Origin of the sequence: Stenotrophomonas sp. TWI809, assembly GCF_039673205.1 — a bacterium.
Classification (GTDB): Bacteria; Pseudomonadota; Gammaproteobacteria; order Xanthomonadales; family Xanthomonadaceae; genus Stenotrophomonas.
In genome coordinates, this window is sequence record NZ_JBDJLE010000019.1 from 65,913 (window position 1) to 90,340 (window position 24,428).

Genomic DNA, 24,428 nt, shown 5'->3' on the forward strand with positions numbered 1-24,428 from the left:
ATCGTATTTATTGGCAAGGCGGCGCGCAATAAGCTCAGGGCCGTCGTAGCGCTACTGGAGTCCGTGATGTCCCGATTGCCCTCCCTGTACATCTCCCATGGCTCGCCGATGACCGCGCTCAACCCCGGTCTGGTCGGTGAGCGCCTGGCGGCCCTGGCCGCGCGCCTGCCGCGACCGCGCGCGATCGTCATGGCCTCGGCGCACTGGCTGACCCATCAACCCGTGGTCGGCGGGCATGCCCAGCCACCGACCATCCATGATTTCGGCGGTTTTCCGCAGGCGCTGTTCGATCTGCAGTACCCGGCACCGGGCGACCCCGCGCTGGCGCAGGAGATCGCGCAGCGGCTGACCGCGGCCGGCCTGCCGACCGCGATCGACCCGCAGCGCGGTCTCGACCACGGTGCCTGGGTGCCGCTGCGCTTTCTGTACCCGCAGGCGGAGATCCCGGTCGTGCCGCTGGCGATCCAGCCGTTGCTTGGGCCGGCCCATCAGTTCGCGCTGGGTCGCGCGCTGGCGCCGCTGCGCGAGCAGGGCGTGCTGGTGATTGGCTCGGGCAGCATCACCCACAACCTGCACGATTGGCGCAGCTACCAGGACGGCAAGGAAGCGCCGTATGTGCGGCCCTTCATCGAGTGGGTGGAGCAGCGCCTGCAGGCCGATGACAGTGCCGCCTTGCTGGACTACCGCCGGCAGGCCCCGTACGCCGTGCAGGCACACCCCAGCGACGAGCATCTGCAGCCGTTGCACGTCGCGATGGGCGCGGCCGGTGGCGAGGCGCTCGGTGCGCAGCGCATCGATGCCGGGATCGATGCCGGCTTCCTGGCGATGGACATCTATCGCTTCGACGGTGCCGACGTACAGCAGCGCGCCGCATGAGCGCCGTGCTGTCCGCGAACTGAGCCTGGCGCGCCCCGCGCGTTCGCGCGGCGGTGCACGTGTGGTACGTTTTTTCCTGTTTCCGGCGCCGGCTGCCTGCAGCCTCCCCCGCGCTGCTTACTGGAAAATGCATGCATACCATTGAAGTCGTCCTGGCGATGCTGGTGGCGGTGGTCGCCAGCGGCTACCTGGTCCGCGTATTGCCGTTGTCGCTGCCGCTGCCGCTGGTGCAGATCGGGCTGGGCGCGGTCATTGCGGGGGTGTTCAACCGCGGCCACGCGCTGGAGCCGGAGATGTTCTTCCTGCTGTTCCTGCCGCCGCTGCTGTTCCTGGATGGCTGGCGCATCCCCAAGCAGGGCCTGTTCCGCGATAAAGGCGTGATCCTGGAACTGGCCTTCGGGCTGGTGGTGTTCACCGTCATCGGGGCCGGGTTCCTGATCCACTGGATGATCCCGGTGATGCCGCTGGCGGTGGCGTTCGCCCTGGCCGCGATCATCTCGCCGACCGACCCGGTGGCGGTCAGTTCGATCGCCTCGCGCGCGCCGATCCCCAAGCGGCTGATGCACATCCTGGAAGGCGAGTCGCTGCTCAACGATGCCTCCGGCCTGGTCTGCTTCCGCTTTGCGGTGGCGGCGGTGATGACCGGTTCGTTCTCGCTGGCGACGGCCTCGCTGACGTTCCTGTGGGTGGCGGTGGCCGGGCTGGCGATCGGTGTCGCGGTGACGCTGGGCGTGTCCACCTTCCAGCGCTGGCTGTGGCGGCGCTTCGGCGAGGAGCCGGGCGCGGCGCTGCTGGTCAACCTGTTGATTCCCTTCGCGGCCTACCTGCTGGCCGAAGAGTTCAACGCCTCGGGCATCCTCTCGGCGGTCGCCGCGGGCATCACGATGAGCTATGTGGAACTGAGTGGCCGCGTGTCGGGCAGCATGCGCGTGCAGCGCACTGCCGTGTGGAACATGCTGCAGTTCAGCTTCAACGGCATCATGTTCGTGCTGCTCGGCGAGCAGCTGCCCGGCATCGTGGAGCGCGCGATCAAGACGGTCAGCGAGAGCGGGCACCACAGCGCGTGGTGGCTGCTGGTCTATGTGGTGGTGATCAATCTGGCGCTGGTGCTGCTGCGCCTGGCCTGGGTATGGCTGTCGCTGCGCTGGAGCCTGCTGCGCGCGCGCCATCGTGGCGAGGCCCGGCAGGGCACGTCCTGGCGGATCGTGGTGGCGACCTCGGTGGCTGGCGTGCGCGGGGCGATCACCCTGGCCGGCGTGCTGACGCTGCCGCTGTTCCTGCCCGATGGCAGCGCCTTCCCGGCGCGCGATCTGGTGATCTTCCTGGCCGCGGCGGTGATCCTGATCTCGCTGGTCGGTGCCAGCATCGCGCTGCCCCGCCTGCTCAAAGGGCTGGAACTGCCGGCCGATTCGGGCGAACGCAAGGAAGAGGATCTTGCCCGCAAGCTGGCCGCCAAGGCCGCGCTGGCCGGCGTGGAGCGCACGCGCCAGCAGCTGGTGCAGAACCAGACCACCGAGAACGTGCAGCTCTACAACGACGCCGCCTCACGGGTGAGCCTGCTGTACCAGCGCAACCTGGAGAAGGACGCCGGGCCGGATGCCGATCCGGACAAGGTGAAGCGGATGGAGCAGGGCTACCGCCAACTGCGCACTGCCGGGCTCACCGCCGAGCGCGAAGAACTGTTCCGCCTGACCCGGCGTGGCAAGATCTCCGACGAGATCTCGCGCCGGCTGATCCGCAATCTGGATCTGCTGGAGACGCGGCAACGCGATTGAGGTCGCACCGTGTCACGGGTAGAGCCACCCCATGGGTGGCTGCGCGGACCCATTGAAACCCACGCGTCGGGGACGAAGGGCAGCCACCCATGGGGTGGCTCTACCCCGGCACACGTGGATCAGGCGTCGCCGGCAGACGTGGATCAGGTGTCGCCGGCACACGTGGATCAGGCGTCGCCGGCAGACGTGGGATCAGGCGTCCGGCTTCTGATCCAGGAAATAGGCCACCACGGTGCCCTTGATCTTGATCGTCATCGGGTTGCCGCGGCGGTCGCGGGCCTTGCCGGCCTGCACGCGGATCCAGCCTTCGCTGACCGAATACTCTTCAACGTTGTCGCGCTCGACATCGTTGAAACGGATGCCCACGCCGCGCTCCAGCGCAGCAGCATCGTGGAAGGGGCTGGTCGGGTTGATCGCCAGGTGATCGGGAGGGGTATCGCTCATGGTCACAGGATGCTGACGACCACCAAGGCCGCCTTCTGCCGTACAGGATAAACCGCAGCGGGCCCTGCGCCGAATTTCGCTTCCTGCCAACGCCCTTGCACGGCAGAATGCGCCCCTGTCTCCAGGAATACCGGCCATGCCCGACAACAGCGATTATTTCGACTTCGAAGAAGAGGAACGCGATTTCGACGAGGACGATTTCGAGGCGCGGATCTGGAATCTGTTCGTGCTGATCAACCCGGGCGATGAAGAACTGGCCCTGCAGCAGTTCAACCGCTGGCGCGAGGCGCTGCTGGAAAGCGGCGAAGGCATCGATGAGGATGCCGACTGGCTGCCGCCGATGATGGCGGCGATCGCCTGGCAGTCCGGGTTCGAGGTGGAGCGCAGCGATGCCGATGCATTGATGTCGGCGGTGAACGAGCTGTCCGCGCGCTGGAATCTGCAGATCGACTGGGGCGGCGACCTGGACGATGAGGATTTCGCCGCCGAGGTGGATGCCCCGATGCTGATGGCCACCGCCCATGACCGCCTGCGCGAGCACAACTACGCGCTGTGGAGCGTGGATACCGGCAATGACACGCTGGCCGGGTGGGTGGCGCTGAACCGCGATGACGATGCGATGCTGGCGCTGTGCTCGCTGCTGGGCGTGGAAGTGCGGCCGGGCAGCGATCCGTTCTGAGGGCGCGATTGCGGGCTGCGTGTGCCGACCAACGGTCGGCACCTACGCCTGATACTGCTCGCGCGCGTTCGAGATCACGGCTTTGACCAGCGCACGGTCCGTATGCCGTGAGATGGCCCGTGCGCCCAAGGCGATCGCCTGCAGGCGCAACGGGGCGGGCACGTCGTAGTGCGCGCCGCTGCGGCGGTTCTGGAACGCCCGCCGCGGAATCCCGAGCTGCGCCGCCATGGCGTGCAGCTCGGGCAGGGTGTCGGCCATCAGATGCGCCCAGCGCTCGCCGCGCCAGGGATGTACCGCATCGTCGATATAGACCGTCACCGGATCGCCGTGGCTCAGGCCTGCGGCTTGTCGTCGCTGGCGGCCGGGGTGGCGTCGGCGGCGGCATCGGTGCCGGCCTCGTCTGCCACCGGGGCGTCTTCGCTGGCGTCGGCAGCGGTTTCAGCGGTTTCGGCGTCTTCGCCTTCTTCGCCTTCCACGCCTTCGAACTCGGAGACCAACTGGGTCAGGTACTCGTCGGCGGTCTTGCCTTCGTCGGCGGCCAGGTCGTCGATCAGCTGCTGCAGCTGGCTCGAGTATTCCAGGTTGACCTTGCGGCCTTCCTTTTCCTGGACGTTGGACAGGTGCTTGAGCATCGCCAGCATCGGGACCGGGTTGTCGGCGTTGCCCATGGTCTGGCCGCCAATGGCCAGCAGCCATTCGGTGCCCTGCAGGCCGATCGCAGCGACGACCTGACCTTCTTCGTTGGTCAGCACGGCATGGTTCTGCACCGGCTGCTGGGCGTTGAGGCGGTTGATCGGACGCTTGGGCTGCTGCTTCTTGCGCTTGTCGCGCTTGGCCTTGGACTGCTTGGACATGAGTGCCGTCTATCTACAAAAGGGAAGACCCATTGTAGTGCCGGCCGCTGGCCGGCTCCACGCATTCCGTAAAGGGCCCATATCCCCGGCCGCTGGCCGGCTCCACGCATTCCGTGAAGGGCGCATATCCCCGGCCGCTGGCCGGCTCCACGCATTCCGTGAAGGGCGCATATCCCCGGCCGCTGGCCGGCTCCACGGATTCCCTGAATTCCCTCTGCAGCCGCCGCCGCCGCGCCGCTTAAGGCGCGACAGCCGGCGCAAGCGTCGCCTGGATATCGGCGTCGGCAGCGGTGGGCGACAGCGCCACTTCCTGCCCGGCACCGGCCAGGGCCGCCGCTTCGGCCGCCTTGGTCATCACCACGATGCTGATCCGGCGGTTGATCGGGTTGTCCGGCTGGGTGCGGTCGAACAGCACCGAGGAGGACAGGCCGACCACACGGGTCACCTTGTCTTCGGTCATGCCGCCATCCAGCAGGGCCCGCCGGGCGGCGTTGGCGCGGTCGGCGCTGAGCTCCCAGTTGCTGTAGCCATGGGCCGCGTTGTAGGCAGTGATGTCGGTATGGCCGGTGATGCTGATCCGGTTCGGCACGTGGTTGATGAACTGCGACAGCTCGCGCAGGATCTCGCGCGTATACGGCTTGAGCGAGGCGCTGCCCATGTCGAACATCGGGCGGTTCTGCTTGTCCACGATCTGGATGCGCAGGCCTTCGGGGGTGAGGTCGAGCAGCAGCTGGTCCTTGAACGGCTCCAGCGCCTGGCTCTTGCTGATCGCTTCTTCCAGCTCCTGCTTGAGCGCTTCGAGCTGGCGTTTTTCGCGCTCGCGCTCGTCCTGCTGCGGCACCGGCCTGGAGGCCTGCTGGTTCTGGAAGGGATCGTTGCTGTTGCCGCGCGAGATGTCGGTCGCGCCGCCCAGCTTGATCATCGAGGTACTGGCGCCGCCCGGGCCGGCCATGCCCGGGGCCGGGGTGGAACTGCTGCCGGCCAGCGGGCTGGGGTTGCGGAAGTACTCGGAGATTGCCGCGCGCTCCGGCTTGCTGGTGGCGGCCATCAGCCACAGCACCAGGAAGAAGGCCATCATCGCGGTCACGAAGTCGGCATAGGCCACTTTCCAGGCGCCGCCATGGTGCGCGGCATGCCCGGCCTTCTTGACCCGGCGGACGATGACGGTGGGTTTGGTCTCGGCCATGGCGCTGCCTTACTTGACCGTCTTGAGGTGCTGTTCGAACTCGCTGAAGCCCGGGCGCACGTTGGACGGCAGGGTCTTGCGGGCGAATTCCAGCGCGATCTTCGGGTTGTAGCCGCGCAGGCAGGCCAGCAGGGCGGTCTTCACCGATTCGTAGATGCGTGCGTCCTGTTCGGCGCGCGCTTCCACGGCCGAGGCCAGCGGGCCGACGAAGCCATAGGCCAGCAGGATGCCCAGGAAGGTGCCGACCAGCGCGCCGGCGACGTGCGCGCCGACTTCAGTGATTTCCCCGCCGATCGAGCCCATGGTGATCACGATGCCCAGCACCGCGGCGACGATGCCGAAGCCGGGCAGGCCGTCGGCGACCTTGTTGAGCACCGCGGCCGGCTGCATCGCCTCGCCATGGTGCTTCTCCAGCTCCATCTCCAGCAGCGGTTCCAGCTCGTGCGGCTCGATGTTGCTGCCGATCATCAGGCGCAGACAATCGGTGATGAAGTCGACCAGGTGATGGTCGGCCTGCACCTTGGGGTAATTGGCGAAGATGCTGCTCTCGGCCGGGCGCTCGACGTGGTCTTCCAGCGCCATGAAGCCTTCGCGGCGCGCCTTGTTGAGCAGTTCGTAGAGCAGGCTCAGGACGTCGATGTAGTCCTGCTGCTTGTAGCGCGGCCCCTTGAACACGCCCACGGTGGCCTTCAGGGTCTGCTTCACGGTTTTGACCGGGGTGCCGACCAGGAACGCACCCAGCGCCGCACCGCCGATGATCACCAGTTCATAGGGCTGCCACAGCGCGCCGAGTTTGCCGTGCGCCCCCACGTAACCGCCGAGCACGCTGAGGATGACGACGAGAAGTCCAACGATGATGAGCATGGGGCCGACGCGGGAAGGGGATACCTCCATGTCGGCCCCTTCACACCCTTTCTGAAGGGGGGTGTTCGCTCGATGTCACACTTTTCCGGATTCAGGCGGCCGGCTCGGCTTCCGCACCCCCGCGCTGCAACGGATCCGGATAGGCCTGCCCGTTGGGCGTGAACGACAGCGAGACCGAGTTCAGGCAGTGGCGCTCATGGGTCGGCGGCGGGCCATCCGGGAAAACATGGCCGAGATGGCTGTCACACCGCGCACAGACGATCTCGGTGCGGACCATGCCATGGCTGGCGTCGCGGATCTCGCGGACATGCGCCGGGTCGAAGGGCGCGAAGAAGCTCGGCCAGCCGGTGCCGGAGTCGAACTTGGTGCTGGAGCGGAACAGCGGCAGGCCGCACAACCGGCAGCCGTAGACCCCGTCCTGCTTGTTGTCCAGGAAGACCCCGCAGAACGGCGCCTCGGTGCCGTGATGCAGCAGCACGCGCTGCTCATCGGCGCTGAGGCCGGCCACCAAGGCCTGGCGCTGGGCGTCGGTGGGCGGGGAAAGGTCGAAAGCTGTCATAAACATTCCCTATTGATGTGGTACGTAGATTGGGCTGTTGCCTGTAGAGGTTCAAGCCGGGGCATTCATCGTGCTGATACCCATGGCGGCGCATGGTGAAGACCTGAACCGCCGCCGGGAGATCGCCATGTACCACCCACGTCGCCTCGCCGCTGCCTTGCTGGTGCTGCTGCCGTTGACCGCGGCCGCGCAGATCGGCCCGCCGCCCACGCCCACCGCGACGCGGCCGGTGGTCACGCCGCAGCGCGCGCCACAGCCCCCGGCCGTGCAACCGGTGCCGGTCGACAGCCTGTCCGACAGGATGGCCCCGGTGAAGTCGTCCTCGCAGACCCAGCAGCAGCTGCGCACGCACCCGATCCAAAGCAAAGGCCCCGCGCAGCCCGCACCGCTGCAGGGCCCGGCCGTGCAGAGCAAGGTCTACGACCGCCACGGCCGGATCATTCCGGGGGTCAAGCAGGTAGGCCCGAACCGCGTGCTCGATACCCGCACCGGCCGCTATTACGACGCCGTCCCCAGCGCTGACGGCCAACAGATCAAGCCCTGACTCCCGGGGTGGCAGGCGGGCAACATGAATGGTTTACATCGCCGCCCGCGCAGTCATCCCCGTCAACGCAAGGCCTCACTGTTTTTTCGCCTGTGATTAACCGGATCGGCGGGACCCTGTACCCGCGCCGCAATACAGCGCATCCCCCGAGGTTTTTCGAGAAGAGTGCAATCATGGCTAACCAGCAGAACCGCAGTCCCGGCAAGACGCCGCAGGAGCAGCAGGGCAGTCAGCAACAGAACCAGAAGCCCGGCCAGCAGAACCAGCAGCAGTGGGACCAGCAGAATCAGAAGGGCGGCAAGCAGCAGGACCAGAAGCATCAGGACCAGAAACAGCAGCGCTGATGCGCTTGGCGCAATGAACAAGGGCGGTGCGCACATGCGCGCCGCCTTTTTGCGTTTCAGCCACGCCACTCAGTCACGCGACCGGATCAATCTGGAATCGGCAGGGTCAAGGTCTCCTTGACCTCTTCCATCACGATGTAGCTCTTGGATTCGCGCACGTGCGGCAAGGTCAACAAGGTGCTGCCCAGCAGCTTGCGGTACGAGGCCATCTCGCTGATGCGGGCCTTGAGCAGGTAGTCGAAATCGCCCGAGACCAGATGGCATTCCAGCACATTGGGCAGCTTCAACGCCGCGCGCCGGAACTCTTCAAAGATGTCGCCGGATTTGTAGGCCAGGCTGATCTCCACGAACACCAGCAGGCTGGCCTTGAGGTAATGCGGATCAAGCTTGGCGTAGTAGCCGGTGATGGCCCCGTCGCGCTCCAGCCGGCGGACGCGCTCGGTGCACGGCGTGGTCGACAGCCCGACCCGCTCGCCCAGTTCGGTGAAGGAGATCCGACCCTCGGCCTGCAGGATGCGCAGGATCTTGCGGTCGATCTTGTCCAGTTCACGGGCACGCGTGGCCATCGGCGTCAGCCTCTCAAGGATGTTCGCGAGACAATACCCTGCCTGATGCTGGAAAAACAGGCGAATTGCTTGGTTGCAGCTGACTATACTTCCTCAATTATGGTCCCGGCGTGCTCCTGCGCAGGGAATGATCGGGTTGGAGAGGTGTCATGCGCGTTCTAGTCCTTGGCAGCGGTGTGATCGGCACGACCAGTGCCTGGTACCTGCGGCAGGCCGGGTTTGAAGTCACGGTCGTCGACCGCCAGCCCGGTCCGGCGCTGGAAACCAGTTTCGCCAACGCAGGCCAGCTGTCGTTCGGCTATACCTCGCCGTGGGCAGCGCCCGGCGTGCCGCTCAAGGCCGTCAAGTGGCTGTTCGCCGAGCATGCGCCGCTGGCCATCCGCCCGGGCCTGGACTGGCACCAGTACCGCTGGCTGGCGCAGATGCTGCGCAACTGCACGCATGAGCGCTATGCGATCAACAAGGCGCGCATGGTGCGCATGTCCGAGTACAGCCGCGACTGCCTCAACGAGCTGCGCCGCGAGACCGGCATCGAGTTCGAAGGCCGCGACCTGGGCACCACCCAGTTGTTCCGCACCCAGCAGCAGCTGGACGCCTCGGCGCAGGACATCGAGGTGCTGGCCCAATACGGCGTGCCCTACGAGGTGCTTGATCGCGACGGCATCATCGCCCACGAACCGGCGCTGGCCGGCGTGGCCGACAAGCTGGTCGGCGCGCTGCGCCTGCCGCGCGACCAGACCGGCGATTGCCAGTTGTTCACCCGTCGCCTGGCGCAGATGTGCGTCGATGCCGGGGTGGAGTTCCGCTTCGACCAGGACATCGCCGGCCTGCAGAGCGAGGGCGACCGCATCACCGGTGTACGCATTGATGGCAAGCTGGAAACCGCCGATCACTACGTGGTCGCGCTGGGCAGCTATTCGCCGTCGCTGGTCGCACCGCTGGGCATGCAGCTGCCGGTGTACCCGCTCAAGGGCTACTCGCTGACGCTGCCGATCACCGACCCGGCGATGGCCCCGACCTCGACCATCCTGGATGAAAGCTACAAGGTGGCCGTGACCCGCTTTGACGACCGCATCCGCGTGGGTGGCATGGCCGAAGTGGGCGGGTTCGACCTGTCCCTCTCGCCGCGCCGCCGCGCCACGCTGGAGAAGGTGGTGCGCGATCTGTACCCGGAGGGCGGCGACCTGTCGCGCGCCGAGTTCTGGACCGGCCTGCGCCCGGCCACGCCGGACGGCACCCCGGTGGTCGGCGCCACGCCGTACCGCAACCTGTTCCTCAATACCGGCCACGGCACCCTGGGCTGGACCATGGCCTGCGGCTCCGGCCGCTACCTGGCCGACCTGATGGATGCCCGCCAGCCGCAGATCAGCACCGAAGGCCTGGATATTTTCCGCTACACCCACCATGCCGCGTCCGTCCGTCACCGTGAGTCGAGTTCATGCGCCCAGCCCGTGCGTTGATTGACCTGGACGCGCTGCGCAGCAATTACCGGCTGGCACGCGAACTGGGGGGCGGCAAGGCCGTTGCGGTGATCAAGGCCGATGCCTACGGGCACGGTGCGGTGCGCTGCGCCCGCGCGCTGCAGACCGAGGCCGATGCGTTCGGCGTGGCCTGCATCGAGGAAGCGCTGGAACTGCGGGCGGCCGGTATCACCGGCCCGATCCTGCTGTTGGAAGGCTTCTTCGATGCCGACGAACTGCCGCTGATCGTCGAGCACGACCTGTGGTTCGCGGTTGGCGCTCCGTGGCAGGTGGAGGCGGTGGCCGCGTTTCCGACCACCGCCACGCTCACCGTGTGGTTGAAGCTGGACAGTGGCATGCATCGCCTGGGCCTGTGGCCGGACGAGTTCCGCGCCGCGCACGCCACGCTCAGTGCGCTGGCGCATGTCGGGCCGATGGTGCTGATGACCCACATGGCGCGTGCCGACGAGCTGGACAGCCCGCGCACCCGCGAGCAGGCCGACGTCTTCGCGGCCGCCATCGAAGGCCTGACCGGTCAGACCAGCCTGTGCAACTCGCCGGCGCTGCTGGGCTGGCCGGAGGTGCGCAGTGACTGGGTGCGCCCAGGCCTGATGCTGTACGGGATCAACCCGATGCCGGCGCACACGGCCCTGACCGAGCGCCTGCGCCCGGTGATGACCATGCGGTCGAAAATCTTTGCCGTGCGCGACATCGCGGTCGGCGAGCCGGTCGGCTATGGCGCGCGCTTCGTCGCGCAGCGGCCGACCCGGGTGGGCGTCGTGGCCCTCGGCTATGCCGATGGCTACCCGCAGTTCGCGCCGAACGGCACCCCGGTGCGCATCGATGGACAGCCCGGCATCGTGATCGGTCGGGTCTCGATGGACATGCTCACCGTGGATCTGACCCACCTGCCGCAGGCCGGCATCGGCAGCACGGTGACGCTGTGGGGCGATGCGCCGCGCATCGAGGCCCTGGCGCCGCTGTGCGGGGTCAGTGCCTACCAGCTGCCGTGTGGCGTGAAGCGGGTGGTGCGCGAGTACGCTGACGGCTGAGCCGCCACCGGCGACGCCGGGTGCATGAAAAAGGCGGCGCTGATGCGCCGCCTTCGTCCTGTCAGAGCCAACGGATCAGGTATTGGCCGTGGCCTCATTGCGCAGATCGCGCCGGATCCAATCATCCAGCAGGCGCTTCTCGTAGCGCAGCGGGTCGGTGTCGCTCTGACGCCCGATGTTGTGCAGGTAGCCGGTGTCCTGCAGCTTGCGCTCACCTTCGCCGATCACCTGTCCCTGGGCATCCTTCAGGGTGTAGGTCAGGGTCACGCGCGGGGGGTAGATATCGCGCATCACCCGGATGTCGTTGGCGCGCGGGCCGTGCCACGGCTCGTAATCGCCGGCGCGCTTGATGTCGGTGAAGGTCACCTCCAGCGTCTGGCCGGGCTGCAGTGCCTTGCTGGCGGTGGTCTGCACGTACTTGGCCAGCTGCTGTACCCAGTCACCGCGTTCGGCTTCAAAGCGGTTGTTGCTCAGCCGGATCTCGGTGAACTGGGCCGGGTCGGTCCACATCACCTGGACCGGACCCTCCGCCTTGAGCGCGCGCGGGGCCTGCGGATCGGTCACGGTGCGTGGGGCGGCGGAGGCACTGCCGATGAGCAGCAGGCCGGCCAGGGCGCCGGCGATCAGGGATGTGCGGTTCATGACAACTCCTGGGCGCGATCACAAGGGGGATCAGGCACCCAGTGTGATCCTGATCCGGGTGAGGGACAATCCACGCGTGTATGCTCCGGCACTGCGGTTGGCGCCAATTCACCCAGGCCGCCCCCGACCCCCGGCGCTTGACGCTGCGAATACGCGCGTTGGCCGATCCTGTCCTCCTCTGTTTCGCCAGTTGCCTCATTGACGCCCTTGCCCAGCCTGCCCACCTCGACGTTGGAACGCGCCTCCTTCCTGGCTTCATCGCCGGATTCGGCCCTGTATCGCACGGTACTTGAACGCCTGAATGCGGGGTTCTGCATCATCGAAGTGATCTTCGACGATGCCGGGGTGGGTGTGGACTACCGGTTTGTCGAGGTCAACGAGGCGTTTTCACGCAATACCGGGCTGAGCAACGTCTGCGGACAGCGGATGAGCAGCCTGCAACCCGGCCATGAATCCGACTGGTACCGCACCTATGGCGAGGTGGCGCGTAGCGGGCAGGCACGGCAGTTCGAGATGGAAGCGCGCGCGCTGAACCGGTGGTACTCGGTGGAAGCGGTCAGCGTGGGCGAGCCGGACGAGCCTCTGGTGGCCGTGGTGTTCTTCGACATCACCAACCGCAAACACATCGAGGTGGAGCTGGCCGAAAGCGAGGCGCGCTTCAGCGCGCTGGCCGATGGCCTGCCAATGCCGGTCTGGGTGCTGGATGAGCGCGGCCATTCGCGCTTCGTCAACAGTGCCTTCAGCGAGTTTTTTGGAGGCGATGAGCAGCGCGTGCCGGATGATGTCTGGCGTGGCCTGGTGCATCCCGATGATGCTTCGGTATTCGATTACGAACTGCAGGAGGCGCTGAAATCGCAGCGCTCCATGCATGCACTGGTGCGCGGCCGTCGCGCCGATGGCCAATGGCGCTGGCTGGAAATGAACGCCCGGCCGCGCTTCTCGCGCATGGGCCGTTTCATCGGTCTGGCCGGCAGCAGTCCGGATGTGACCGAGCGCCGCGAGATCGAAATGGCGCGCGAGGAACTGCTGCAGTCCGAACGTGCGGCGCGCAGCGCGGCCGAGAACATGGCGCGGCTGAAGGATGAATTCCTGGCCACGCTCTCGCACGAGCTGCGGACCCCGCTGACCACCATCCTGGGCTGGAGCGAACTGCTGCTGCAGCGCATCGACAACACCAGCCCCATGTACAAGGGCCTGGGCGTGATCGCCAACAGTGCGATGGCGCAGAAGCGGTTGATCTCGGACATGCTGGACCTCAGCAGCATGCTGCTGGGCAAAGTGCAGCTGGAAGTGGAAATGCTGGATCTGCGTGCGCAGCTGGAAGAGGCGATGCGCGCGCAGGAGCTGGTCGCCGAAGGCAAAGCGTTGTCGATGGAGCTGGTGATGCCCGACGAGCCCTGTCTGGTGCTCGGCGATGCCACCCGCCTGCAGCAGGTGCTGTGGAACCTGCTTTCCAACGCGATCAAATTCACCCCGGCCGAGGGGCGCGTGGTGCTGACCCTGGCCGCGGACGGCGGGCACTGGTCGATCAGCGTCACCGATTCCGGCGACGGCATCGCACCGGAGTTCCTGCGTCATCTGTTCAGCCGGTTCCGCCAGGCGGACGGGACGACCACGCGCCGGCATGGCGGCCTGGGCCTGGGCCTGGCGATCGTGCAGCAGCTGGTGGAGCTGCATGGCGGTGCGGTGGCAGCCAGCAGCGACGGCCATGGCCACGGGGCCACCTTCAACGTGCGCCTGCCGCGCTACCAGCCGCAGGCCGACGGTCGTCCGCTGCGCGAAGTGTTCAGCGGCCCGATCACCGAGCAGATCATCGAGCCGTACCCACTCAAAGGCCTGCACCTGTTGGCTGTGGAAGATCAGCCCGAAGTACTGGAGTATCTCCGGCGGCTGCTGGAAGAGCAGGGCGCCTCGGTCACCACGGCGTCCTCGGCCGGCGAAGCGCTGGCACTGCTCAACGAGAAAGGCCATGACGGCATCGATGCGCTGCTGACCGATATCGGCATGCCCGGGATGGACGGTTACGGGCTGGTGCGCACCCTGCGCGACAACATGGGCGTCGAGCCGGAGGCACTGCCTGCGGTCGCGGTGACGGCGCTGGCACGTGCGGACGACCGCAAGCGTGCGTTGGCGTCGGGCTTCCAGGAGCATGTGGCCAAGCCGTATTCGGTGGCGCAGCTGGTAGCCGCTGTACGCGGTGTCCTGGGCGGTACGCGCTGAGTCCTGCGTTGGCGGCGTGTTGACGCCGCCGCGGGCACACTGGGGCGTACGCCACAGGAGTTGCCATGTCCCGCTACGCCCCCCGCATCCATACCGATCCGGCCGCCATCGCGGCGCTGGAGGCCCTGCTGCCACAGCTGCACGGCCAGACCCAGGTCGAACTCACGCTTGAGGATGGCAGCCGCCTGCTGGGCACCGTCGCGGTGCAGCCGACGCTGCAGCAATACCGCGATGCCGAAGAGAACGAAGGTAGCAATGGCCAGCTGCGGTTGGACGATCTGGATACCCCGGTCCAGCAGCACGTGGTGTGGCTGGACCAGATCAAGGCCATCCGGCAGCTGCCCTACCGCGAGTGATCGCGGCGGGCAGGCGCGGGTGGGCAGGGCTCAGTGGGTGAATTCGCTGGGCTCGGCCTCGAAGCGGCGCGCGTAGGCCCGTTCATCGGCGATCCGGGCCACCTCGTCATCGGCCAGGTCCGGGGCGCCATAGACCGCGTAGGCCACGCTGCCATCGGCGGTCTTGCCGACCTGGTGCAGGCGGTAGCGGGAATGGCCGCCGCCGGTGTCTTCGGGGTAATGCACCGGTGGCTGGCTGCCCTCCATGTCCATCTCGCTGTTGTCGACTACGCCACCGACGAACAATGCACGCATGAGCCATCTCCACGGGAAGTGAGGCTCCACCCTGCCGGTTTGGATGTTGTCAGGGCATCAACAGGACGTTGAATAAACGCAAATCCGGGTGGGGCGGGGCGAACCGGTAGAATGGCGGCCTCTTTTCAAGATGTGCCCCCGCATGGCTGCCCAGCACGACGCTCCCCTGGAAACCCTGTTCCTGCCCTTCGCCAGTGGCGCACTGTCCTGGCCGGCCGGCCCCGTGCTGTTCCTGCGCGCCCGCGATGGCGCACCGCTGCGCGAGCATGCCCAGCCGACGCAGCTGGTCTGCGAGCAGAGCTTCCGCCCGTTCGCCGACGCCCTGGAAGCCAGTGGCTGGACCGTGCGTGACGAGCAGCAGCTGGCCGGCGATGCCACCCGCTACGCCGTGGTGCTGGTGCTGCCGCCGCGCCAGCGCGAGGAAGCCAAGGCCCTGTTCGCCCGTGCGCTGGCCCTGACCGCCCCGGGTGGCATCGTGGTGGCCTGCCAGCACAACAACGAAGGCGCGCGCTCCGGCGAAGGCGACCTGCAGCAGTTGGCCGGCCTCGGCGGCAAGCTGACCAAGAACCACTGCCGTGCCTACTGGACGGCGCCGCTCAACGGCCAGCACGACGCTGCGCTCGCGCAGCGCTGGGCCACCCTGGACGCGCCGCGCGCGATCCTTGGCGGCCGCTTCCAGAGCCGCCCGGGCATCTTCGCCTGGGACCGCATCGACCCGGCTTCCGCACTGCTGGTCGAGCAGCTGCCGGCCGATCTGGCTGGGCGTGGCGCCGATCTGGGCGCCGGCTTCGGCTATCTCTCGGCCGAAGTGCTGGCGCGCTGCCCGAACGTGACCGCGCTGGACCTGTACGAGGCCGAAGGCCGCGCGCTGGCGCTGGCCCGCGAGAACCTCGCCGCGCTCGGCAAGCCGGCGGCGCTGGCCTATCACTGGCAGGACGTCACCGCCGGGATCGAGGGCGAGTACGACTTCATCGTGACCAACCCGCCGTTCCACACCCCGTCGCGCGCGGATCGCCCCGACATCGGCCAGCGCTTCATCGCCGTGGCCGCGCAGGCGCTGCGCCCGGGCGGCCGGATGTGGCTGGTGGCCAACCGCCACCTGCCGTACGAGCAGATCCTCAATGAGAGCTTCGGCCAGGTCCGCGTGGCTGCCGAGCGTGATGGCTTCAAGCTGATCGAAGCGACCAAGGCCAGCAAGAGCGCCACGCCGGTTCGCACGCCGCGCAGCACCGAGCCGAAGTGGGGCCGCGGAGGCCGCGCATGAAGCTGGTCAAGCTGTTGGCCAACCTGGGCTATGGCAGCCGCAAGCAGGTGCAGGGGATGTTCCGCGCCGGCCTGATCACCGATGCCGAGGGCGAGGTGCTGTACGCCGATGACGCGGTCGCGCATGAGGCGATCCGGGTCGAGGGCGAGCCGCTGGACCCGCCGCAGGGGCTGACCCTGCTGCTGCACAAGCCGCGCGGCTACACCTGTTCGACCAAGGACAAGGGCCGGCTGATCTACGACCTGCTGCCGCCGCGTTACCGCGACCGCGCGCCGGTGCTGTCCTCGGTGGGCCGCCTGGACCGCGACACCAGCGGCATGCTGCTGATGACCGACGACGGCGCGCTGCTGCACCGGATCGTGTCGCCGAAGTCGCGCCTGGACAAGGCCTACGAGGTCACCCTCGCCGAAGATCTGCGCGGCGATGAAACCGCGCGTTTCGCCAGCGGCGGCCTGCTGTTGGAATCGGATGACAAGCCGCTGCTGCCGGCCGAGCTGCACGTGAACGGTCCGCGCCAGGCGCAGCTGGTCCTGCACGAGGGCCGTTACCACCAGGCCCGCCGGATGTTCGCGGCCGTTGGCAACCACGTCGAGGCGCTGCACCGCAGCCGCATCGGTGGGCTCTCGCTGGGCGAGCTGCCTGAAGGCGAGTGGCGCATGCTGGATGCGGCCGATCTCGAGACGCTGTTCAACGTCCCATGACGGCCTTCGCCGCGCTGCCGTTCCTGCCCGACGCCGTCATCTTCGACATGGACGGCCTGATGATCGACAGCGAGCGCGTCTCCATCGCGTGCTGGTCGCAGGCCGCGCAGGAACTGGCACTGCCCTTCCCGGAGGGGTTCTGGCTGCGCATGGTGGGGCTGGGCGACCGCGATTGCGAACGCCTGCTGCTGCAGACGGTGAATGCCGAGCAGGTCGCCGCGCTGTTCGCGCGCTGCCACGACCTGTACGAAGCGCGCACGCAGCAGGGGCTGCCGCTGCGCCCCGGCATCCTGGAGATCCTGCAGCTGCTGCACGATCACGGCGTTCCGCGTGCGGTGGCGACCTCCACCCGCCAGCCGCGTGCCTCGCGCAAGCTGGCAGCGGCCGGGCTGCTGCCGTTCTTCGAGGTGGTGGTGACCAGCAGCGATGTGTCGCATCCCAAGCCTGCCCCGGACATCTACCTGCTGGCCGCGCAGAAGCTGGGCAAGGACCCGGCGCGCTGCCTGGCGCTGGAAGACTCCCCGGCCGGTATCCGCGCGGCAGTGGGGGCGGGCATGACGGCGATCCAGGTGCCGGACCTGGTGCATCCGGATGAGGAACTGCGTGCGCTGGGGCATCGCATCGTGGATTCGCTGCTGGATGCACGGCAGTTGTTGGTGCCGTTGCTGCCGGTGACCGGCGCCCGGTAACCAACGGCGTTGCCCGTCTGGACCACGAAAAAGCCCGGCACATGGCCGGGCTTTTTCATGCGGACACAGGCTGCCGTCAGAGGCGGCTGAACACCAGCGCCGCATTCGTGCCGCCAAAGCCGAAGCTGTTGGACATCACGGTGTTCAGCTGTGCCGGCTGCGTCTCGCGCACGATCGGGAAGCCTTCCACCAGCGGGTCCAGCTCGCCGATGTTGGCCGAGCCGGCGATGAAGCCATCGCGCATCATCAGCAGGCAGTAGATCGCTTCATGCACGCTTGCCGCACCCAGCGAGTGGCCCGACAGCGCCTTGGTCGAGGACAGCGGCGGGATGCTCTCGCCGAATACTTCGCGCACGGCCTTCAACTCGGTGACGTCGCCCAGCGGGGTCGAGGTGCCATGCGTGTTGAGGTAGTCGATCGGGGCGGTGATGTGCTCCATCGCCATGTTCATGCAGCGCACCGCGCCTTCACCGGACGGGGCGACCATGTCGGCACCGTCGGAGGTGACGCCGTAACCGACCAGCTCGGCATAGATGCGCGCGCCACGGGCCACGGCGTGGTCGTAGTCTTCCAGCACCAGCATGCCGCCGCCGCCGGCGATGACGAAGCCGTCGCGGTCCTTGTCGTACGGGCGCGAGGCCGAGGCCGGCGTGTCGTTGAAGCGGGTCGACAGGGCGCCCATCGCATCGAACATCACGCTCATCGACCAGTGCAGGTCTTCACCGCCACCGGCGAACATCACGTCCTGCGCGCCATGACGGATCAGATCCGCAGCGGCGCCGATGCAATGCGCGGAGGTGGCGCAGGCGGCCGACAGCGAGTAGCTCAGGCCCTTGATCTGGAACGCGGTGGCCAGGCAGGCCGACACGGTCGAGCACATCGTGCGCGGCACCATGTACGGGCCGACCTTGCGCACGCCACGGGCGCGCAGGATGTCGGCCGATTCGACCTGCCACTGGCTGGAGCCGCCGCCGGAGCCGGCGATCAGGCCGGTCCGCGGGTTGGCGACCTGCGCCTCGTCCAGGCCGGCATCGGCGATCGCGTCGCGCATGGCGATGTACGCATACGCCGAGGCATCGCTCATGAAGCGCTTCACCTTGCGGTCGATCTGCGCATCCAGGTCGAGCTCGATGTTGCCGCCGACATGGCTGCGCAGGCCGGCTTCGGCATGATCGGGCAGGTGGCGGATGCCGGCGCGGCCTTCACGCAGTGCGGAGGACACGGTGTCCAGATCGTTGCCCAGGCACGAAGTGATGCCCATTCCGGTAATGACGACGCGACGCATCAGAAGTTCTCAGTGGAAGTGAACAGACCTACACGCAGGTCTTTGGCAGAGTAGATTTCGCGACCGTCCACCAGCATGCGGGCGTCGGACTGTGCCATCACCAGCTTGCGGTTGATGACGCGCGAGATGTCGATTTCGTAGGTGACGCGCTTGGCGCTCGGCAGTACCTGGCCGGTGAACTTGACTTCGCCGCAGCCCAGGGCGCGGCCACGGCCGGGCGCGCCGATCCAGGTCAGGAAGAAGCCGGTCAGCTGCCACATGGCATCCAGGCCCAGGCAACCGGGCATGACCGGGTCGCCGAGGAAGTGGCAGTCGAAGAACCACAGGTCAGGGCGGATATCCAGTTCCGCGCGTACCATGCCTTTGCCATGGGGACCGCCGTCCTCGCGGATATCGGTGATGCGATCGAACATCAGCATCGGATCATTGGGCAGGCGGCCGCTGCCCGGGCCGAACAGTTCACCGCGGGCGCTGGCCAGCAGCTGGTCGCGCGAGAACGCGTTGAGACGAGTCATGGAAAACGCAATCCTGAGGAAGTTGTCATCGGGGTGAGCCGACCACAGGTCGACTGCTCTTGCATGAAGCAAGTGCTCAAGAGTGCATGAGAAAAAGTGATTCAATCAAACGTTTTAACCGTACGCCGCCGTAGTGTTTTCAGGTTCAAAAACGCATGTTGTTGTTATCCAACAACCATACTGCGGCGTGTGGCTGTAATCTTGTTCATCTGAATCCGAGTGCCAACGCCCGTGTCCCGCCCCCGCAAGATCATTCACGTCGACATGGATGCGTTTTACGCGTCCGTGGAGCAGCGTGACGACCCTTCCTTGCGGGGCAAACCGGTGGTGGTGGCGTGGCGGGGCATGCGTTCGGTAGTGTGCGCAGCCTCGTACGAGGCGCGTGTGTTTGGCGTGCGTTCGGCGATGCCTGCGCTGCGCGCGGAGCGGCTGTGTCCGGAGGCGGTGTTCGTGCCGCCGGATTTCGCCCGCTACAAGGCGGTGTCACGCCAGGTACGCGAGATTTTCCTGCGGCATACGGATCTGGTGGAGCCGTTGTCGCTGGATGAGGCGTATCTGGATGTGACCGAGCACAAAGGCGGGATGACGGTGGCGACGGAGATCGCGCAGATCATCCGCGCGCAGATCCGCGAAGAGACGCAGCTGACTGCCTCGGCGGGGATCGCGCCGAACAAGTTCCTGGCCAAGATCGCCTCGGATTGGCGCAAGCCGGATGGGCAGTTCGTGGTGCCGCCGCATCGTATCGAGCAGTTTCTGACGCCGCTGCCGGTGAATCGTGTGCCGGGCGTGGGCAAGGTGATGGCGGCGAAGCTGGCCGAGCTGGGGGTGGCGACGGTGGGTGATCTGCGTGCGCTGCCGCTGGAGGAACTGGAGGCGCGGTTCGGGACGTTCGGCGGACGGTTGTTCAATCGGGCGCGCGGCGTGGATGAGCGCCCGGTGGAACCGGATCAGCCGGTGCAGTCGATTTCGTCGGAGGATACGTTCGCCGAGGATCTGTTGTTGGAGGATCTGGCGCCGGCGATCGTGCAGTTGGCGGAGAAGACATGGCTGGCGACGCGCAAGACGGACCGGGTGGGACATACGGTGGTGTTGAAGTTGAAGACGTCGCAGTTCCGGATCATTACGCGGAGTTTTACGCCGGAGTCGCCGCCGGATTCGTTGGAGGAACTGCGCGATATTGCGTTGGGGCTGCGGGCGCGGGTGGAGTTGCCATTGGAGACGCGGTATCGGTTGGTGGGGGTGGGGTTGGGGGGCTTCCGGGAGCGTGAGGTGGTGCGCCAGCCGGGGTTGTTTGATCACCTGGGTGATGGCTGACGGTTTTTCTGTTTGCGGCAACGGCAACGGCAACGGCAACGGCTGAGGCGCTGGGGTCCGGGTTATTAGGGTTTGGGACGACGCGGGTGGGGTATCGGGACCCGCTGCAAGTACGTCCCTGTAAGCTCGTGTGTTGCCATCCATGGCAACACACGGTCCCGATACCCCACCCGCGTCGTCCCCCCGACACTGGGTCGGTGCGCAGAGGGGAAACGCGTCGTGCGTTTCGAGATTCGCGAATGACGTCTGGTTTCTACGGATGCGTCATTACGGCCACTGCATTTCACCCTTGGCGACCTTCGCGCTCAGTTCCAGTGAGCTCTCGCCCGCCAGATTTGGATAGCGTTTTTTCATCGCGGCAATCAGTACGTTGGCGTCTTTGCTGCGTGCGGTTTCTTCGTCGAACGCGCGGATGTAGTCGGCGGTGAAATCCACTGCGCTGATGTCCAAGGCGGCATCGGCTGCGTAGTGGCCGGGGATGACGCGGGCGGGGTTCAGGGTTTTGATCGTGGCCAGTGTCTGCAGCCAGTGCGCGTGCGATTGGGCGCTTTGGGTGTCGGCCATCCAGACGTGTTCGCCGGCGACGATGGGGATGCCGCCGAGGACGGTGCGCAGGGCGGGGATCCACAGGACGGTGCGGTCCGGGGTGGGGCCGGTGAGGCCGATGATCTTGATCGGTTGGCCTTCGAGGGTGAGGGTGTCGCCGTCCAGTGGGGTGGGGACGACGATGCGGCTGGGCTTGGCTGCGCCCATCTGCGGGCCCCAGTAGGCGAGTTTGGCGGCCTGGGTGGCATTGATGTGGGCGACGGTGGAGGGGGTGGCGAGGATGCGGGCGTCGGGGAAGGCGTCCTGCAGCGTGGCCAGGCCGAAGTAGTAGTCGGGGTCGCCGTGGCTGATGTAGATCGTGGTCAGCCGTTTGCCGGAATCGCGGATGCGCTGGACGAGTTGCGCGGCATCGGTGGCGGCGAACTGGGCGTCGACCAGGATGGCGTCGTGGCGGCCGGTGATCAGGGTGGACGCGACCGAAAACAGCGCCTTGTCACCGGGGTGGTAGGGCTGCACCTGCAGCGCGTGGGCTTCGGCGGTGGCCGCAGCGGCGTGGCTGATGGCCGGTGGGCTCATGGCGAGCGCGGTACCGAGCGTCAACGCCAGGGCCAGGGTCGTGCGGGAAACGTTCTGCATTTCAAGAAGTCCTGTGCAGCGCGGCCCCGGCATCACACCGGGGCGGGACGGCCCCGACATGACACCGGGGCGGGACGGCCCCGACATGACACCGGGGGGAACGGCCCCGACATGACACCGGGGGGAACGGCCCCGACATGACACCGGGGCCGGTAGAGCCGACCGTTGGTCGGCTGCGCCCAGATCGGCGGCCTGGTCAGTACGCAACCGTGGCGATCTGCCGCACGTATTGCGGGGTTTCGATTTCGCCGACGAAGGCGTCGGCGTAGTCGGCGTAGCTGATCCGGCTGTGGCCGTCATCGCCGACCAGGAAGTTCTTCGCCTGGGTGCGGAAGCCGCCGCGCTGCGGGCCGGGGCCGATTTCGGCGGCGGGGGAGTAGAACGTCCAGTCGAGGTCGTCGACGGCGCGGAGCTGCTTGAGCGTCTCGCGGGCGGCCAGGGCGACCGGCTTGTAGGCGTCCGGGAAGCCCTCGGTGTCCACCAGCTGCACACCGGGGGCGACTTCCAGGCTGCCGGCGCCACCGACCATGATGAAACGTGGAACGCCGGCCTGGCGCGCCGCGGCGACCAGGGCGGCACTGGTCGTGGTCACCGTGGTGGGGGCATCGCCCGGGCGCGGGCCGAAGGCGCTGGCCAGGACGTCATGGCCGGCGATCACAGCGGCCAGGGCATCGATGTCGTCCAGCGCGGCCACGGCCAGCTGCGCGCCGTCCAGTTCCGCCGGGAGGTCAGTCTCACGGCGGACGATGGCGGTGACCTGATGGCCGCGGGCGAGGGCCTGGCGGGTGATTTCACGGCCGATGTTGCCGGTGGCACCAACGAGAGCGATTTTCATGGGGGACGTCCGTTGAGGAAGGAAGGCCAGCGTATGCCTCTGGAATCGAACGAAAAACCGCGTATAACGGCCTAATTTGTTGCACGGATCGATCAAATGGACCGGATGACTGCCATGAACGTGTTCGTCGAAGTGGCCGAGCGTGGCAGCCTGACCGCTGCGGCCGAGGCGCTGGAGATGTCGCGGGCGATGGTGACGCGCTATCTGGCCGAGGTGGAGCGCTGGCTGGGGGCGCGTCTGCTGCACCGGACCACGCGCCGGATCAGCCTGACGGGGCCGGGAGAAGCGGCGCTGCTGCGCTTCCGGCAGATGCTGGCGATCGGCGATGAGCTGCGCGGGGAGCTGGCCACGGACAATCCCGAGCCGCATGGCCTGCTGCGGGTCACCGCGAGCGTGTCGTTCGGGCAGAACCATCTGGCGGCGGCGGTGGCCGAGTTCGTCAAACGGCATCCGCTCACACGCGTTGAACTGTTGCTGGTGGATCGGGTGGTCAACCTGGTGGAGGAGCGCGTGGACATCGCCGTGCGCATCTCGCGCGCGATCGACCCGAGCCTGATCGCGCGTCCGCTGGGGCAGTGCCGCTCGGTGCTGTGCGCGGCGCCGTCGTACCTCGCAGAGCGCGGTACGCCGACCACCGCCGACGCACTGGCCACGCACAACTGCCTGACGCACCACTACGTCGGCAAGAGCGTGTGGCATCTGCAACGCGACGGACGGAAGATCGCGGTGGCGGTGGGGGGCAACATCAGTGCAAACGAAGCGTCGTTGCTGCTGGAAGCGGTGCGTGCCGGTGCGGGCATCGCGATGCTGCCGATGTATCAGATCGCACCGCTGCTGCACGCGGGGGAACTGGTCGCCGTACTGCCGGACCATGAAGTCGAACTGCTGGGCCTGTACGCGGTGTACGCCTCACGCCGGCAGCTGCCGACGATCATGCGCAGCTTCCTGGATTTCCTGGTGGAACGCTTTGCCAGCCCGGCGTTCCTGGCGCAGCTGTAAACGCGGCCCCGGTAGAGCCGACCGTTGGTCGGCTGCACTTGATCCGGCAACCGCGCATCAGCACGCCGTGCACCCGCAACCGCAGCGGGCGCGTGCAGCCGACCAACGGTCGGCTCTACCCGGGCGTGCATCGGCATCACACACGCACCTCCGTACAATGGCGCTTCCCTGCTGTGGAAGTGAGCATTGTCTTGTCGTATCCGTATCCGTTGGTGGTGTTCGATCTGGATGGCACGCTGGTGGACAGCGCGGCCGATATCGCCGAAGCGCTCAACCGCACGCTGCAGGACTGGCAGTTGCCGCGCGTGCCGGAGGCGACGGTGTTGACGTGGATCGGTGATGGCGTGCGGCGGCTCGTTGAGCAGGCGTTTACCGCGGCCGGCAGCGATATCGATCTGGACGAGGTGATGCCCGGTTTCATGCGCCACTACGAGGCGTGCCTGTTGCGCAGCCCGCGCCTGTTTGATGGCGTGGCCGAAACGTTGGCTGCCTTGCGCAAGCGTTCGGTGACGCTGGCGATCTGCACCAACAAGCCGTCCGCACTGGTGGCGCCGCTGCTGCAGCACTTCGGTCTGCAGGACGTGTTCGCACTGGTGCTGGGTGGGGATTCCTTGCCGGAGCGCAAGCCCAGTGGTGCGCCGTTGCGGCATATCGCCGCGCAGTTCGAGGTGGCCGTCGAGGCCGCCTTGATGGTGGGTGATTCGATCACCGATTACCGCGCTGCCGTGGATGCCGGGATGCCGGTGGCGCTGGTGCGCTATGGGTATCCGCGTGGGCTGGATCTGGACAACGTCGAGGCGGTTGCCGTGGTGGATGATCTGCGGGAATTGTTGGCGTTGTAAGGCCTTCGGGCGTGGGGCGCCCCCCCCGCGGGCCCCCCCCGGGCCAACCGTGTGGGGGCCCACCAGGGGCCCCGGGCGCGGCCCCGG

At 67.2% G+C, this 24,428-nt stretch carries 28 protein-coding genes; 15 read left to right on the plus strand and 13 right to left on the minus strand.

What is annotated here, in order from left to right; genetic code table 11:
* Positions 1–66 precede the first annotated feature (66 nt).
* Both ABE472_RS14160 and ABE472_RS14165 read left to right on the plus strand, forming a co-directional pair.
* A complete protein-coding gene (locus tag ABE472_RS14160; protein ID WP_313211756.1) occupies positions 67–876 on the plus strand; it encodes a class III extradiol ring-cleavage dioxygenase in 810 nt (269 codons plus the stop codon).
* A 131-nt stretch (positions 877–1,007) separates the two neighbouring features.
* Positions 1,008–2,651, plus strand: coding sequence for a Na+/H+ antiporter (locus tag ABE472_RS14165; RefSeq protein ID WP_121042433.1), 1,644 nt, complete (start codon positions 1,008–1,010; stop codon positions 2,649–2,651).
* Between the two features lie 192 nt (positions 2,652–2,843).
* Here the strand turns inward: ABE472_RS14165 and ABE472_RS14170 are convergent, their stop codons facing one another.
* Positions 2,844–3,095, minus strand: a complete 252-nt coding sequence (locus ABE472_RS14170) for a DUF3297 family protein (RefSeq protein ID WP_259261709.1) — start codon at positions 3,093–3,095, stop codon at positions 2,844–2,846.
* Positions 3,096–3,231: 136 nt separating this feature from the next.
* Here ABE472_RS14170 and ABE472_RS14175 point away from each other — a divergent pair, with 136 nt between their 5' ends.
* Positions 3,232–3,774 (plus strand): hypothetical protein, encoded by a 543-nt coding sequence (locus ABE472_RS14175; RefSeq protein ID WP_313211759.1) that lies wholly within the window; start codon positions 3,232–3,234, stop codon positions 3,772–3,774.
* Between the two features lie 42 nt (positions 3,775–3,816).
* Here ABE472_RS14175 and ABE472_RS14180 read toward each other — a convergent pair whose 3' ends face one another.
* The 5 genes from ABE472_RS14180 to msrB form a co-directional block, all read right to left on the minus strand.
* Positions 3,817–4,092 (minus strand): DUF4031 domain-containing protein, encoded by a 276-nt coding sequence (locus ABE472_RS14180; protein ID WP_313220064.1) that lies wholly within the window; start codon positions 4,090–4,092, stop codon positions 3,817–3,819.
* Positions 4,093–4,106: 14 nt separating this feature from the next.
* Positions 4,107–4,628: a hypothetical protein gene (locus ABE472_RS14185; RefSeq protein WP_313211761.1), complete on the minus strand. Its 522-nt coding sequence runs from the start codon at positions 4,626–4,628 to the stop codon at positions 4,107–4,109.
* A 238-nt stretch (positions 4,629–4,866) separates the two neighbouring features.
* Entirely contained in the window at positions 4,867–5,814 is a 948-nt protein-coding gene (motB, locus tag ABE472_RS14190) for a flagellar motor protein MotB (protein WP_313211762.1), read from the minus strand.
* Positions 5,815–5,823: 9 nt separating this feature from the next.
* Complete coding sequence (motA, locus tag ABE472_RS14195; protein ID WP_313211763.1) at positions 5,824–6,678, minus strand: flagellar motor stator protein MotA; 855 nt, start codon at positions 6,676–6,678, stop codon at positions 5,824–5,826.
* 91 nt (positions 6,679–6,769) lie between these two features.
* Positions 6,770–7,237, minus strand: coding sequence for a peptide-methionine (R)-S-oxide reductase MsrB (gene msrB, locus ABE472_RS14200; RefSeq protein WP_313211764.1), 468 nt, complete (start codon positions 7,235–7,237; stop codon positions 6,770–6,772).
* Between the two features lie 127 nt (positions 7,238–7,364).
* Between msrB and ABE472_RS14205 the strand changes: the two genes are divergently transcribed.
* Both ABE472_RS14205 and ABE472_RS14210 read left to right on the plus strand, forming a co-directional pair.
* Positions 7,365–7,781 (plus strand): classical arabinogalactan protein 4, encoded by a 417-nt coding sequence (locus ABE472_RS14205; protein ID WP_346466504.1) that lies wholly within the window; start codon positions 7,365–7,367, stop codon positions 7,779–7,781.
* A gap of 173 nt (positions 7,782–7,954) precedes the next feature.
* Positions 7,955–8,125 carry a lana protein gene (locus ABE472_RS14210; RefSeq protein ID WP_121042445.1) on the plus strand — a complete coding sequence of 57 codons (171 nt, stop codon included), beginning with the start codon at positions 7,955–7,957 and terminating at the stop codon, positions 8,123–8,125.
* Positions 8,126–8,211: 86 nt separating this feature from the next.
* Here the strand turns inward: ABE472_RS14210 and ABE472_RS14215 are convergent, their stop codons facing one another.
* Positions 8,212–8,691, minus strand: a complete 480-nt coding sequence (locus tag ABE472_RS14215) for an Lrp/AsnC ligand binding domain-containing protein (RefSeq protein WP_046272909.1) — start codon at positions 8,689–8,691, stop codon at positions 8,212–8,214.
* A 149-nt stretch (positions 8,692–8,840) separates the two neighbouring features.
* Here ABE472_RS14215 and ABE472_RS14220 point away from each other — a divergent pair, with 149 nt between their 5' ends.
* Both ABE472_RS14220 and alr read left to right on the plus strand, forming a co-directional pair.
* Positions 8,841–10,151 (plus strand): D-amino acid dehydrogenase, encoded by a 1,311-nt coding sequence (locus ABE472_RS14220; RefSeq protein ID WP_313211766.1) that lies wholly within the window; start codon positions 8,841–8,843, stop codon positions 10,149–10,151.
* Positions 10,130–11,203, plus strand: coding sequence for an alanine racemase (alr, locus tag ABE472_RS14225; RefSeq protein WP_346464024.1), 1,074 nt, complete (start codon positions 10,130–10,132; stop codon positions 11,201–11,203). The genes ABE472_RS14220 and alr overlap by 22 nt, the downstream gene beginning before the upstream one ends.
* A 75-nt stretch (positions 11,204–11,278) precedes the next feature.
* Here the strand turns inward: alr and ABE472_RS14230 are convergent, their stop codons facing one another.
* Positions 11,279–11,845, minus strand: coding sequence for a DUF3016 domain-containing protein (locus tag ABE472_RS14230; RefSeq protein ID WP_313211768.1), 567 nt, complete (start codon positions 11,843–11,845; stop codon positions 11,279–11,281).
* A 249-nt stretch (positions 11,846–12,094) separates the two neighbouring features.
* Between ABE472_RS14230 and ABE472_RS14235 the strand changes: the two genes are divergently transcribed.
* A complete protein-coding gene (locus tag ABE472_RS14235) occupies positions 12,095–14,065 on the plus strand; it encodes an ATP-binding protein (protein ID WP_346466508.1) in 1,971 nt (656 codons plus the stop codon).
* A gap of 65 nt (positions 14,066–14,130) precedes the next feature.
* The gene (locus tag ABE472_RS14240) at positions 14,131–14,421 is read left to right on the plus strand and encodes a DUF3247 family protein (RefSeq protein WP_313211770.1); all 291 of its coding nucleotides are present in this window, start codon (positions 14,131–14,133) and stop codon (positions 14,419–14,421) included.
* A 30-nt stretch (positions 14,422–14,451) separates the two neighbouring features.
* On the opposite strand, the gene ABE472_RS14245 is transcribed toward ABE472_RS14240, so the two are convergent.
* Positions 14,452–14,715, minus strand: coding sequence for a hypothetical protein (locus tag ABE472_RS14245; protein WP_313211772.1), 264 nt, complete (start codon positions 14,713–14,715; stop codon positions 14,452–14,454).
* Between the two features lie 142 nt (positions 14,716–14,857).
* Between ABE472_RS14245 and ABE472_RS14250 the strand changes: the two genes are divergently transcribed.
* Genes ABE472_RS14250 through ABE472_RS14260 form a run of 3 tightly spaced genes read left to right on the plus strand, consistent with a single transcriptional unit; the run spans position 14,858 to position 17,369 of the window.
* A complete protein-coding gene (locus ABE472_RS14250; protein WP_346466505.1) occupies positions 14,858–15,979 on the plus strand; it encodes a class I SAM-dependent methyltransferase in 1,122 nt (373 codons plus the stop codon).
* The gene (locus ABE472_RS14255) at positions 15,976–16,680 is read left to right on the plus strand and encodes a pseudouridine synthase (RefSeq protein ID WP_123731283.1); all 705 of its coding nucleotides are present in this window, start codon (positions 15,976–15,978) and stop codon (positions 16,678–16,680) included. Before ABE472_RS14250 ends, ABE472_RS14255 begins: the two co-directional genes overlap by 4 nt.
* A complete protein-coding gene (locus ABE472_RS14260) occupies positions 16,677–17,369 on the plus strand; it encodes an HAD family phosphatase (RefSeq protein WP_313213068.1) in 693 nt (230 codons plus the stop codon). The genes ABE472_RS14255 and ABE472_RS14260 overlap by 4 nt, the downstream gene beginning before the upstream one ends.
* Before the next feature lie 76 nt (positions 17,370–17,445).
* On the opposite strand, the gene fabB is transcribed toward ABE472_RS14260, so the two are convergent.
* Together fabB and fabA are read right to left on the minus strand one after the other, a co-directional pair.
* Entirely contained in the window at positions 17,446–18,654 is a 1,209-nt protein-coding gene (gene fabB / locus ABE472_RS14265; RefSeq protein ID WP_282263386.1) for a beta-ketoacyl-ACP synthase I, read from the minus strand.
* On the minus strand, positions 18,654–19,169 hold the full coding sequence (fabA, locus tag ABE472_RS14270; protein WP_070471641.1) for a 3-hydroxyacyl-[acyl-carrier-protein] dehydratase FabA: 516 nt from the start codon (positions 19,167–19,169) through the stop codon (positions 18,654–18,656). The genes fabB and fabA overlap by 1 nt, the downstream gene beginning before the upstream one ends.
* 231 nt (positions 19,170–19,400) lie before the next feature.
* Between fabA and dinB the strand changes: the two genes are divergently transcribed.
* Positions 19,401–20,483 carry a DNA polymerase IV gene (gene dinB, locus ABE472_RS14275; protein WP_313220059.1) on the plus strand — a complete coding sequence of 361 codons (1,083 nt, stop codon included), beginning with the start codon at positions 19,401–19,403 and terminating at the stop codon, positions 20,481–20,483.
* A gap of 267 nt (positions 20,484–20,750) precedes the next feature.
* On the opposite strand, the gene ABE472_RS14280 is transcribed toward dinB, so the two are convergent.
* Both ABE472_RS14280 and ABE472_RS14285 read right to left on the minus strand, forming a co-directional pair.
* Positions 20,751–21,665, minus strand: a complete 915-nt coding sequence (locus ABE472_RS14280; RefSeq protein ID WP_346466509.1) for an MBL fold metallo-hydrolase — start codon at positions 21,663–21,665, stop codon at positions 20,751–20,753.
* Between the two features lie 196 nt (positions 21,666–21,861).
* Positions 21,862–22,500 (minus strand): NAD(P)H-binding protein, encoded by a 639-nt coding sequence (locus ABE472_RS14285; RefSeq protein WP_346466506.1) that lies wholly within the window; start codon positions 22,498–22,500, stop codon positions 21,862–21,864.
* Positions 22,501–22,596: 96 nt separating this feature from the next.
* Between ABE472_RS14285 and ABE472_RS14290 the strand changes: the two genes are divergently transcribed.
* Together ABE472_RS14290 and gph are read left to right on the plus strand one after the other, a co-directional pair.
* Positions 22,597–23,499: a LysR family transcriptional regulator gene (locus tag ABE472_RS14290; RefSeq protein ID WP_313220057.1), complete on the plus strand. Its 903-nt coding sequence runs from the start codon at positions 22,597–22,599 to the stop codon at positions 23,497–23,499.
* A 191-nt stretch (positions 23,500–23,690) separates the two neighbouring features.
* Positions 23,691–24,341, plus strand: coding sequence for a phosphoglycolate phosphatase (gene gph, locus ABE472_RS14295; protein ID WP_313220137.1), 651 nt, complete (start codon positions 23,691–23,693; stop codon positions 24,339–24,341).
* Positions 24,342–24,428 lie beyond the last annotated feature (87 nt).

Bases quoted from the DNA above. Each gene is read 5' to 3' on its own strand.
- fabA (WP_070471641.1), bottom strand. From the start codon at position 19,169: ATGACTCGTCTCAACGCGTTCTCGCGCGACCAGCTGCTGGCCAGCGCC.
- ABE472_RS14280 (WP_346466509.1), bottom strand. From the start codon at position 21,665: ATGCAGAACGTTTCCCGCACGACCCTGGCCCTGGCGTTGACGCTCGGT.
- ABE472_RS14245 (WP_313211772.1), bottom strand. From the start codon at position 14,715: ATGCGTGCATTGTTCGTCGGTGGCGTAGTCGACAACAGCGAGATGGAC.
- ABE472_RS14220 (WP_313211766.1), top strand. From the start codon at position 8,841: ATGCGCGTTCTAGTCCTTGGCAGCGGTGTGATCGGCACGACCAGTGCC.
- ABE472_RS14230 (WP_313211768.1), bottom strand. From the start codon at position 11,845: ATGAACCGCACATCCCTGATCGCCGGCGCCCTGGCCGGCCTGCTGCTC.
- ABE472_RS14255 (WP_123731283.1), top strand. From the start codon at position 15,976: ATGAAGCTGGTCAAGCTGTTGGCCAACCTGGGCTATGGCAGCCGCAAG.
- msrB (WP_313211764.1), bottom strand. From the start codon at position 7,237: ATGACAGCTTTCGACCTTTCCCCGCCCACCGACGCCCAGCGCCAGGCC.
- ABE472_RS14175 (WP_313211759.1), top strand. From the start codon at position 3,232: ATGCCCGACAACAGCGATTATTTCGACTTCGAAGAAGAGGAACGCGAT.
- ABE472_RS14205 (WP_346466504.1), top strand. From the start codon at position 7,365: ATGTACCACCCACGTCGCCTCGCCGCTGCCTTGCTGGTGCTGCTGCCG.
- ABE472_RS14210 (WP_121042445.1), top strand. From the start codon at position 7,955: ATGGCTAACCAGCAGAACCGCAGTCCCGGCAAGACGCCGCAGGAGCAG.
- motA (WP_313211763.1), bottom strand. From the start codon at position 6,678: ATGCTCATCATCGTTGGACTTCTCGTCGTCATCCTCAGCGTGCTCGGC.
- ABE472_RS14250 (WP_346466505.1), top strand. From the start codon at position 14,858: ATGGCTGCCCAGCACGACGCTCCCCTGGAAACCCTGTTCCTGCCCTTC.
- ABE472_RS14170 (WP_259261709.1), bottom strand. From the start codon at position 3,095: ATGAGCGATACCCCTCCCGATCACCTGGCGATCAACCCGACCAGCCCC.
- ABE472_RS14290 (WP_313220057.1), top strand. From the start codon at position 22,597: ATGGACCGGATGACTGCCATGAACGTGTTCGTCGAAGTGGCCGAGCGT.
- alr (WP_346464024.1), top strand. From the start codon at position 10,130: ATGCGCCCAGCCCGTGCGTTGATTGACCTGGACGCGCTGCGCAGCAAT.
- motB (WP_313211762.1), bottom strand. From the start codon at position 5,814: ATGGCCGAGACCAAACCCACCGTCATCGTCCGCCGGGTCAAGAAGGCC.
- ABE472_RS14260 (WP_313213068.1), top strand. From the start codon at position 16,677: ATGACGGCCTTCGCCGCGCTGCCGTTCCTGCCCGACGCCGTCATCTTC.
- ABE472_RS14240 (WP_313211770.1), top strand. From the start codon at position 14,131: ATGTCCCGCTACGCCCCCCGCATCCATACCGATCCGGCCGCCATCGCG.
- ABE472_RS14215 (WP_046272909.1), bottom strand. From the start codon at position 8,691: ATGGCCACGCGTGCCCGTGAACTGGACAAGATCGACCGCAAGATCCTG.
- ABE472_RS14165 (WP_121042433.1), top strand. From the start codon at position 1,008: ATGCATACCATTGAAGTCGTCCTGGCGATGCTGGTGGCGGTGGTCGCC.
- ABE472_RS14160 (WP_313211756.1), top strand. From the start codon at position 67: ATGTCCCGATTGCCCTCCCTGTACATCTCCCATGGCTCGCCGATGACC.
- ABE472_RS14185 (WP_313211761.1), bottom strand. From the start codon at position 4,628: ATGTCCAAGCAGTCCAAGGCCAAGCGCGACAAGCGCAAGAAGCAGCAG.
- ABE472_RS14285 (WP_346466506.1), bottom strand. From the start codon at position 22,500: ATGAAAATCGCTCTCGTTGGTGCCACCGGCAACATCGGCCGTGAAATC.
- fabB (WP_282263386.1), bottom strand. From the start codon at position 18,654: ATGCGTCGCGTCGTCATTACCGGAATGGGCATCACTTCGTGCCTGGGC.